The following is an 8,910-nucleotide window of genomic DNA, read 5'->3' on the forward strand; positions in this document are numbered from 1 at the left end:
AACACTACTCGCATCAGCTTTTCCTTCTACTGCTGTTTTTATCTCTTCAACACTACTCGCATCAGCTTTTCCTTCTACTAACTCTTGTAGTGCTTTAATCGACTCTAACTTGACTGTTTTACCGCTCGGTAACGTTATTTCAACGACACCGTTGTCCCCCATCCAGGTATCCATGTTTTGCAGAAAGTAAAGGATGTAAGTGTTAGCTGCAACTAGTGCTCTTGCCGCATCAGAATTATTATTGGGTTCAGTGAGATTAATGCTGTAAGTGGTATCTGTTGCGCTAAAAGTCGGCTTATCTGCTAACGTTAATTCAGTGTCACTATTAACTGCCAATATCATGTAAGGATAGTTTATATCGCCGTTTTTAATCAGCATTAACATGCCTGGTGATACGAGTGGATTATTACTATTCCATTTCGTGCCTGTGCCTTTGACAACAGAAGACCCTGACGCGGTTGTAATTGTGCCTGTGTTGTATATCATGTTACATATCCAAATATATTTAGAAAAAGGAAAGTCTATGAAATCAGTTTTGATCTTGTTAATAGCGTATTTATACCACTCTTTTTGCACTGCCATTGAAGTTGACTACCCAGATAGAGCATGGCATTTAAACCAGAATGGATATGTTAAGGTTGTTTACGATATTGACGAAAATGGCTCAGTTGAGAACATAAAGATTTTAGAATCTAAACCAGCATTTATGTTTGATCAGGCTGTGAAAAAAGCTTTATACAAACAAAGATTTGAAAAAAACAAACCAAAAAAATTTGTTAATTTAACTGTTGTTTTTGATAAAAAAGACATTAGTAATCGTAATTACTAGCTTTTATATAGTAGTAATTGTTAGAGTAAAATTGATCATAACCTGAGCTAGATGAATTAATATTGTCAACTATGTATGATGATATAACATTTCCATACGCCTTCCAGGCGTTAGTAATCCATATATAGACTGGGGGTTTACCGGGGATAAATCCTGCTGTGTAGGATGCAGAAAAATAAGGCGCAACTGCACAAGTAAATCCTACATCAACCTTGTAATTACTATCGTTAGGAGCTACTCCAGAATAAACTTCTAAAGGTATCATGTCTCCAGTCCAAGTTAGCTCTCCTTTCGCATTAAAGTATTGAATACCCCAGTCTGAACTTACATCTTTAGGGACAAAATTACTAAATATGTAAAACCTTATTTTCACTGATTCCGTTGTACCTTTTGCATTTCTTGCGGCTCTTATTTCTAAGCTCCATTGCCCATTACTATTGAGTGGCACTGCTGCTACTCCTATTTTGTCAGAGAAGACACGAGTAAAAAAAACAATGGGTCTATTATTTGGTATTTCTGTTTTTATAATTTGACCGAATGTGCCAGTTGTAATAGTCAAATCAACGCGTTTTACTAAATTAAGGGGCGTTACATCAGGCGATATCCACACTGTGCCTTTTTCTGAAATTATCTTTCCTCCATACATAATTTACTCCGCAATAACCAATAATGGTCTTTCTTCTGATGTGTTTCTGTAAGTTATTTTATTTCCTTTTATATCTGCTTCAGTTTTTTTAGCGCTACCATCACTAAAAGTATTTGAATGCAAGACTTTAAGGGATCGATTTTCTGGTATTGTGTATGTCTTTTCGCCATTTCCATTTGTTATAAAGTCTAAAAAGAAAACTGGCACGACTAATGTCTCTATGTTAGCACCATTTTTTAAAAAAACTTGGCAACCAAAATTACTCATAACTTACCTATCCTCACTCTTAGCGCACCAGATCCATCAAACACATCAATTTTATTATTATTAATAACCATCCGACCCTGCCCTTCTTCATAACTATTCATCTCCATAATCCCATTAGCAAAATCAATTTTTATTCCTTTTTTGTCTTTCTCATAATTATCTGATTCTAACGACTCTACTATTTTGGCTCTTGTGATTGCTCCATTTTTAATTTTTGCATTTGTTATCGTTCCATCACCAATAAAAACTGAACTCATAACAACCTGACCGTTTTTGATGGCAAAAACCGGCTCCATCTTGCCATTGGCCGGATTGTATACGATGAATGTTTGGGCGCTAAAGCCAATCTGTGTACTAACTTTACCGTTTTTGAGCTCAGCGCCAATCACCATTCCTGCATCATAAGAGACGCCGTCATAGTGAATCTTGACTAACGATGTCCAAGTTGCAGAAGCCTCACCCTTTTTCATGTCGTACTTAGCTTGTAGTGAATTCTGAGCGGCTGCCCATGACTTATCCGCTGTCGCTCTGACCTGATGGATAGACTCGGCTAAGGCTTTAGTCTCGGTTACCACATAATTATCAACCCTGACAATTTCCGCTTTCATTTTGCCGTTTTGACGCATGAAATACTGCGTATTGCCGTTGAGTCCCTTCGCGTTTTCCAGTATCGCTTCTGTGCTACTGTCTATCCCTTTCTTTAACTGCTTAATCGCTTCCGTATCGTTAATTTTTTTGTCTATTTCATCAATGATACTGCTAGCATCAAATTCTGCCTCACCCCGCACAAATTCTGTCCACGGTGACTGGTTACCGGATTTATCAACCAGTCTTGCGCGAAAATAAAAGTCTGTCCCTGCGGCCAACCCTGACATTTCATGGCTTTTTGAAGGATAAGGTATATCAGCCAGTAACATCAAACCTTCACCGTCATTGGTTTCGCTGTACTGAATCTCTGTTTTTAACGTGTCTTCCGTATTTTCGTTAAATCCCCAGTCTAATTTTATCCCAAACACCAATGTGGAAGCCCTGAAGTTAACAGGTGCAGGAGGTTCGCCTTCCTTACCTTTCAGTATTGTCTCAGGAGCATTCGCCCAGATAGATGAGATATCCGATGAGTTTATGGCTCTTACTCTTACCTGATAGCGTCCGGCATATATCCCTTGAACTTCAAAACTCGATGTAGATGTTCGAGGTATACTTACCCAGTTATTATTTCCTCTTCGCCATTGTGCCTCATAAGCAATCGCATTTTCTGTGGCATCCCAGTCAGCTCTTAACGTTGTAACAGCAATCCCTTGATTGATATGGGTATAAGCAGAGATATGTACGTTCTTCGGAGGTAATTGAATACCCGGTGGAATGACAGTAATTGGTCTTTTATCAATCCTGGCTCCCGAATCAATATGCTCATATTTATCTGGATTATGGAAAGTCCCCGTGATGGTATAGGTATTATCGGCATTGTCCTGAATGCTAATTACGCGATAAAGCTGAATTGCCAGGTCGTTGGCATCTATTGTCCAAACCGCATTTTTTTCAATGGGTTGAGAATAACGGGCTGTTACAGTGATAATATTGTCGTTAACCGTCTGGACTGTTCTTGCTTCTGATTTTCCATCAGGTAAGTTAATGATAAGTCTGTCACCCGATTTAATATCTGCCTTCCTGTCGAGCGTAATTTTTCTCTCATCAACAGATGAAATCCTGCCACCAATAATACGGCCAGCAAGATTTGCGTCTGCCACGCCAATAATCTGCCCAGGCGTTGGGATAGCACCTTCCAGCCCAGTTGAAAAGGTTATCGTCCTGTCATAAGCATTCGTTAATAATATCCAGCGTCCGCGTCGGTTTGCTTCTGATTGTCGAGTGCAACCAATCGCCGAAATATCCGTTTTACGCACACCATAACGACGCTGCAGTTTGCTATCAGAGACCGCCTCAATAGCATCATGACTGTGATTATCGGCATCCGAATAGGAAACCAGTACCTGCGTATAACGGTTTTGCTGACTACCGCCTGAATAGGTCACCTTTCCATCGACGATATTTGCTTGCGTGAAAATCCGAAAGATATCCGATGGCATATCAGCCACCGCTTTGACAGAATTATCCGCCCAAAACGTCATACCCCTAAAAATACCCGCAATATCACGCAATACCTGATAAGCCGATTCCTGAGACTGAATATAAATATCACATAAAAAACGAGGCTCTTTACCTGAACCACCCTGACCGTCAGGGACGTATTCATCGCAATACTGGGCTATCTGGTATAAATCCCACTTATCTATCTGTGTGCTATTAATCCGTTCTCCACAACCGTAACGGTTATTTAAAACCAAGTCATAAAAAATCCAGGCTGGATTGTTCGTCGCGGCTAGCTTGAAAGTTCCATTCCAGACACCCGAATAAGTTCGGTTTACAGGGTCATAGTTTGAGGGTACTTTTACCAGTAAACCACCTTTGGGACGCAAGCTGACTTTGGGGATGCGATTATTAAATTGTCTTGCGTCAAAGGTGATAAACAATAAAGCGGTATTAGGATATCTTAATTTTGCGTCAATCACCTCAGTAATGGCTGCAACAACCACTTTATCGGCAATTCGCGCCGTATTTTTGTTAGGAGTGAGGCGACGAACACGCAATTGCCAGCCGGTTTTGGCTACAGGCAAATCGATACGGTGCGTCCGCTGATATTCGCTGGTTGTTTTTCCATCAAAGGCAGCCCGCAACACTTCTTTGTAGCCACTCCCATCCGCTGACAGGTCAATGGCATAATCAATACGGTAACCGGAGGTATCGCCATTATCGTGTTGTTCTAGAAGTTGTGGTACAGAGAAACGTAACCGAATAGCTGACAGCTGGATATTATTTATCGACCTGATATACGGTTGTTCATCTTTTAATTCCCTGCTTATGCTAATCTCATTGTCAACTGACGGAATGCCTTTGATGTATTCTTGTTGCTCACTGCCCGGTCGAAACTCCCACGTCACGCCCTCGAAGTTTTTACTGCCGTCAGCATTACCAATAGGCGTACCATCAAGAAAAATACGGGTAGCATCTAGTCCGCCAGCAATTTCTCCCTCAGAGATAGCAAAGAGTAATTTTGCGGTTGATTCTGATAGCAAGCTATCGGGTGACTCTACGGGGTTATGCCCACCGCCATCACCACCTTTTGCCCCAAAAATAAGGTTTGTCATATTTTACCCATAGAAAAAGCCGCCTCAGCGACTCAAAGTTCTTGATTAATGCTATCTTTGGTCTTCGGTGTAAATCCCTGCGGATATAATTGCCCCACCTATCTCTTTTCTATCCAAGGTATACAGCAACGGCACTGGATTACCCTGGGCAGTCGTATTCACTGCACCACCAAACGCATAAGACGGTTTATTATCGGCATCCTGACGAACCGAAGCTCCTGGCGATTGCGGTGACAACATTTGTGCTATACCGCCTAATGCCATTGATGCCCCACCTAACGCTAAAGCACCGCCCATAAAACCGCCTGCCCCAAAGGCTGCCCACCCAACAGGCCCCAACATCATTGCTGCGCCTATCATGGCTACCCCTAATATAGTTTGGAACAGTCCTCCGTTTTTGCTTCCCTTAATTATCGGGGCAATACGAATATCCTGTGTTGTATCAAGGTGAAACTCATCTTCGCCGATATTATGCTTTCCCTTGAAGACCGCAAACTCGACGCCTCTCAAATGGGCATCAGCCAGATAACGCTCAAAACCTGAGTAAAGCACACATAATGCTTTAATGGCTTCTCTTGGGGAGCTGATGGCCAGTTGATGGACGCGTCCATATTTTGTGCCCAGTTTTCCATATAACCTGACGGTTCTCAGTTCACTCATGCCCATTCTTTCCTTCTGACAATCTTGACGGTTCGGTCACGCCAGTAATCACTGTAGGGCGTGACACGGCTTAATTGCCCGTACAAATGATGCAGTAGCATGCCGTTATCCAGCAAAATACCTGCATGATTGGCGACATCAGACTGAACCTGCATAATGACCACATCACTGACTTTGGGTATGTCATTAATTTCAACAAAACCTTCTTTGATGAAATTCTCCATATAACGATTTTCACCTTGCTCCCACCAAGGATAAGTGACACTATAATTATTCAATGTAATACCGTGTTCTTGCCGAAAATAATCAACAATCAGCGTCCAGCAATCGGAGTAACCCAAAACAAACGTTCTTCCCGTTAATTCACGCTCACCTCTTGGTTGAATTATTCGCAAATCCCCCTCAGGCCACGACACAATTACCCACGGTAATTCACTAGCATCGCATTGCAGATTATCTATTTCACTTGGGTGTGTTGTCACGCCATCGCCACAATGAGAATGGACGATAGCAACCGGCAGTCCCCAGTCTTCCGCATTGGCATAGTCTTCTGGTGATAATTCGAATTGTTCAGTGGGATTTGCAGCAAGATTACGGCAAGGAAAATAGCGTTTCACACGACTCTTTTGGCAAATTACCCCACAGGCTTCCTGCGGAAATACCTTTTTAACGTGGTTGAATATTGCTTCAGTAAGACTTTTTGTTATCATCTTATCAAACCTGCCGCAGGGAATCCGCCAAAATCCAAGGGCACATTTTCACCAAATCGTTTTTTACAATCGCTCATCAGACCACCACAAACATCTAAGGCGGGGTCATCCACCGAATTGCCTTTCTCATCAAAATAGCGTTTACCATTATAGGCACACCCATTACCTGAACGATACCAACCCCGCATGCACCAGTAACAGAGATTATGAATTTGACGTACTGGCAACATAACGCCTTGTAAATCAAACGGGCAAGCCAGTTCAAACTGAATAATTCCCCCCGCTTCTTCATGACTTTTTCGGTCAACATAAAATACTTGCTTAAAGCATTCATCAGGATTCTCAGTAGGATTATCATCAGGGAAATTTTTCCTATCCAGATAATGCGAAAAGGTCTCATAAATGGTTACTTTTGCCTGAACCATATCATCAAATTCCAGGCACAGTGATGATATCAGACTATCAATATTACCCACTTTCAGTATCGGTCTGGCTTGGCTGCCTTCACTACTTTTTGATAAACCCGAAATTTCATAAGGCCATGCGCCATATTCGTTACCTTGCCACCAGATAGGCTTCGGTTTTAATTTATCTTCTGCCTTTTCAATTTCCTCGGGTGTGTAACGAAGGTTGTAAGCATGAAAACGCAAAACAGGGCCACCAAATGCATTGCCGTCTACTTCCACCAACTGGATTTTTTCACCGGGTTCTAATTTTTGCACATCTGAATGGATTATCATCAATAATGCCCTCTGGAAACCTTGCCCTTCAGGGGGAGGAGGAAAGAGGGAACTAACATTACTTTTACTATATACATTTACAACCTCACATATTTAATGTGATAATGTGAATATGAAGCGCGCCTATAAATATCGGTTTTACCCAACATCTGAACAAGTTGAGCTTTTAGCTAATACGTTCGGCTGCGTGCGTTTTGTCTATAACTCAATTCTTCGCTGGCGCACCGATGCCTACTACGAAAGAAAAGAAAAAATTAGCTATATTCAAGCCAACGCACGATTGACTGCCTTAAAGAAAGAAACGGATGTACAATGGCTTAACAGTGTTTCTTGCGTACCGTTACAGCAGGTTTTACGACACCAACAAGCAGCTTTTTCTAACTTCTTTTCAGGGCGCGCCAAATACCCGACCTTTAAAACCAAACACCACAAACAATCTGCTGAATTTACCGCTAGTGCGTTTAAATACCGTGACGGCAAGCTGTACATAGCGAAAAGTAAAGAACCTTTAGATATTCGCTGGAGTCGAGAACTACCTTCAGCACCTTCAACTGTTACCATCTCTAAAGACGCATCTGGACGATACTTTGCGTCCTGTTTGTGTGAATTTGAACCAATATCACTACCTGTTTCTGAAAAAATGACAGGTATTGATATTGGCTTAAAAGACTTGTTCGTCACCGACACCGGATTAAAAACCGGCAATCCCCGCCACACCACTAAATATTCGAAACGATTAGCTTTACTACAACGCCGTTTGAGCAAAAAGAAAAAAGGTTCAAACAATCGTACTAAAGCACGTTTAAAAGTTGCAAAACTCCATGCGAAAATAACTGATTGCCGACTGGATAACTTGCATAAGCTATCCCATAGACTGATTAACGAAAACCAAGTTGTCTGTGTTGAATCCCTGAAAGTAAAAAACATGATCCGAAATCCTAAGCTATCTAAAGCGATAGCTGACGCAAGTTGGGGCGAATTTGTTCGCCAAATTGAATATAAGGCTAATTGGTACGGGCGCACTATTGTTGCCATCGATCAGTGCTTTCCTTCGTCAAAACGCTGTAGCGATTGCGGATATACACTATCTAAATTAGCGTTAAATATTCGGTCGTGGCGCTGTCCTGAATGTGGCGTTAATCATGACCGAGATATTAACGCTGCTAAAAACATAAAAGCCGCTGGTCTAGCGGTGTTAGCCCTTGGAGAGCCTATAAGCCCTAAATCGCTTAATGCGGCTTAGGTTAGGCTCTGTGAATTGGGAATCCCCTTCCTTTAGGTAGGGGAGCAGTCAAGCTGAGAAAGCCTCCTCAAACGTGGCTGATATTTTCATGACATCACGCGCAACCGGAGTCATCTTGATCGAATCAGCTTTTACCCGATACACTCCCTTGACACCAAAAGGGGGAATCCAGATAAAAGACTTTGAAGTGTGTTGGCGAATAAAATCAAAGATAGGCATCACTTCGGCTTTTTTACCTAAATAAGAAAATGGCCAGGATTGCGATTCGGGATGAATGCCATCGGCTGCTACCTGTTTGTAACCATCACCAAATTCAACTTCTTTGATTCGGTGCCTGTACTCGCCCGTTGGGCTGTCTTGTATCTGGGTTCGCCATCTAAATTCATCCATTAACTTGACTCCATAAAAAAAGGCCACCTGAGCAGTGACCTGTAAATTATACGATGATTGATTTGTTACGTATTACCACTCATTGTGCAGTGACAACAGTTTATCCTTACGAATAATTAAGTACCCTGCACGATGAGCCAACTCCATCTTAACCTCCAAAGGGTACTCCCACCGACATAAGGTGGGAGGGGAATTTGGTCGGGCTTGAAAAGCCCGAAG

General features: G+C 41.9%; 9 protein-coding genes and 1 pseudogene. 2 read left to right on the forward strand and 8 right to left on the reverse strand.

Annotation, left to right across the window (positions count from 1 at the left end):
* Window positions 1-486 (reverse strand): annotated as a pseudogene (locus H1X92_RS15870) (hypothetical protein); the annotation flags it as partial.
* A 37-nt stretch (window positions 487-523) separates the two neighbouring features.
* Between H1X92_RS15870 and H1X92_RS08715 the strand changes: the two are divergent.
* Window positions 524-829 (forward strand): TonB family protein, encoded by a 306-nt coding sequence (locus tag H1X92_RS08715; RefSeq protein WP_180559771.1) that lies wholly within the window; start codon window positions 524-526, stop codon window positions 827-829.
* On the opposite strand, the gene H1X92_RS08720 is transcribed toward H1X92_RS08715, so the two are convergent.
* The 6 genes from H1X92_RS08720 to H1X92_RS08745 are packed head-to-tail and all read right to left on the reverse strand — an operon-like array spanning window position 810 to window position 7,058.
* Entirely contained in the window at window positions 810-1,475 is a 666-nt protein-coding gene (locus tag H1X92_RS08720; RefSeq protein WP_180559772.1) for a hypothetical protein, read from the reverse strand. The genes H1X92_RS08715 and H1X92_RS08720 overlap by 20 nt on opposite strands.
* A 3-nt stretch (window positions 1,476-1,478) precedes the next feature.
* Window positions 1,479-1,742, reverse strand: coding sequence for a hypothetical protein (locus H1X92_RS08725; RefSeq protein ID WP_180559773.1), 264 nt, complete (start codon window positions 1,740-1,742; stop codon window positions 1,479-1,481).
* The gene (locus H1X92_RS08730) at window positions 1,739-4,948 is read right to left on the reverse strand and encodes a host specificity protein J (RefSeq protein ID WP_180559774.1); all 3,210 of its coding nucleotides are present in this window, start codon (window positions 4,946-4,948) and stop codon (window positions 1,739-1,741) included. Before H1X92_RS08730 ends, H1X92_RS08725 begins: the two co-directional genes overlap by 4 nt.
* Window positions 4,949-4,999: 51 nt before the next feature.
* Window positions 5,000-5,608, reverse strand: a complete 609-nt coding sequence (locus H1X92_RS08735; protein ID WP_180559775.1) for a tail assembly protein — start codon at window positions 5,606-5,608, stop codon at window positions 5,000-5,002.
* Window positions 5,605-6,318: a C40 family peptidase gene (locus H1X92_RS08740; RefSeq protein WP_180559776.1), complete on the reverse strand. Its 714-nt coding sequence runs from the start codon at window positions 6,316-6,318 to the stop codon at window positions 5,605-5,607. The genes H1X92_RS08735 and H1X92_RS08740 overlap by 4 nt, the downstream gene beginning before the upstream one ends.
* The gene (locus H1X92_RS08745) at window positions 6,315-7,058 is read right to left on the reverse strand and encodes a phage minor tail protein L (RefSeq protein ID WP_180559777.1); all 744 of its coding nucleotides are present in this window, start codon (window positions 7,056-7,058) and stop codon (window positions 6,315-6,317) included. The genes H1X92_RS08740 and H1X92_RS08745 overlap by 4 nt, the downstream gene beginning before the upstream one ends.
* Before the next feature lie 112 nt (window positions 7,059-7,170).
* Here H1X92_RS08745 and H1X92_RS08750 point away from each other — a divergent pair, with 112 nt between their 5' ends.
* On the forward strand, window positions 7,171-8,301 hold the full coding sequence (locus H1X92_RS08750) for an RNA-guided endonuclease InsQ/TnpB family protein (RefSeq protein ID WP_180559779.1): 1,131 nt from the start codon (window positions 7,171-7,173) through the stop codon (window positions 8,299-8,301).
* 48 nt (window positions 8,302-8,349) lie between these two features.
* On the opposite strand, the gene H1X92_RS08755 is transcribed toward H1X92_RS08750, so the two are convergent.
* The gene (locus H1X92_RS08755; RefSeq protein WP_180559778.1) at window positions 8,350-8,691 is read right to left on the reverse strand and encodes a phage tail protein; all 342 of its coding nucleotides are present in this window, start codon (window positions 8,689-8,691) and stop codon (window positions 8,350-8,352) included.
* Window positions 8,692-8,910 lie beyond the last annotated feature (219 nt).

The organism is Arsenophonus endosymbiont of Apis mellifera (assembly GCF_903968575.1).
Classification (GTDB): domain Bacteria; phylum Pseudomonadota; class Gammaproteobacteria; order Enterobacterales; family Enterobacteriaceae; genus Arsenophonus; species Arsenophonus apicola.